1 protein-coding gene is annotated in these 579 nt (G+C 72.9%); it reads right to left on the bottom strand.

Annotated features, from left to right (window positions below):
* A partial coding sequence (locus KVP70_RS33165) for a phosphopantetheine-binding protein (RefSeq protein ID WP_217946699.1) occupies positions 1 to 579 on the bottom strand: 579 nt, incomplete at both ends.

The raw sequence follows: 579 nt of genomic DNA, 5'->3' as shown, positions 1-579 counted from the left end.
ACAGACGGCGCTGCGCGGCCGACACCGCATACGATTCCTGCGGCGCCAGCGCGGCGATCGTCGGCAGCACCGCCGTGCTGGCGGCGCGCAGCGCGTCCACCCGCTCGGCCAGGCCGGCCACCGTCGGTGTCTCGAACAGCACCCGCAACGCCAACACCACATCGAACGCCTTGCGGATGCGCGCCAACACCATCAGCGCCCGCAGCGAGTGGCCGCCCAGCGCGAAGAAGTCGTCGTGGATGCCGACCCGTTCCCGGCCCAGCACCTCGGCGTACAGCACGGCCAGCGCCTCCTGGGTCGCCGTCACCGGCGCCGCATAGGCGGTCGCCGACGGCGCTTCGACATCCTTGCGGGCGCCCAGCGCCTTGCGATCGACCTTGCCGCTGGAGGTCATCGGCAGCGCGTCCAGCCCATCGATACTGTGCGGCAGCGCCGCCTGCGCCATGCGCGCGGCCAGGAACTGGCGCAGGTCCGGCGGCAGCTCGCCGCGCGCCACCACATAGGCGTGCAGCGAGGTCGAACCATCCTCCGCGCTGCGCGCCACCACGGCCGCCTCGGCGATCTCCGGATGGCTCAGCA

It is taken from the genome of Duganella violaceipulchra, assembly GCF_019166075.1.
Taxonomy (GTDB): domain Bacteria; phylum Pseudomonadota; class Gammaproteobacteria; order Burkholderiales; family Burkholderiaceae_D; genus Rugamonas; species Rugamonas violaceipulchra.
The sequence above is the reverse complement of the archived record's forward strand: the minus strand, read 5'-3'. Positions and strand labels throughout refer to the sequence as shown.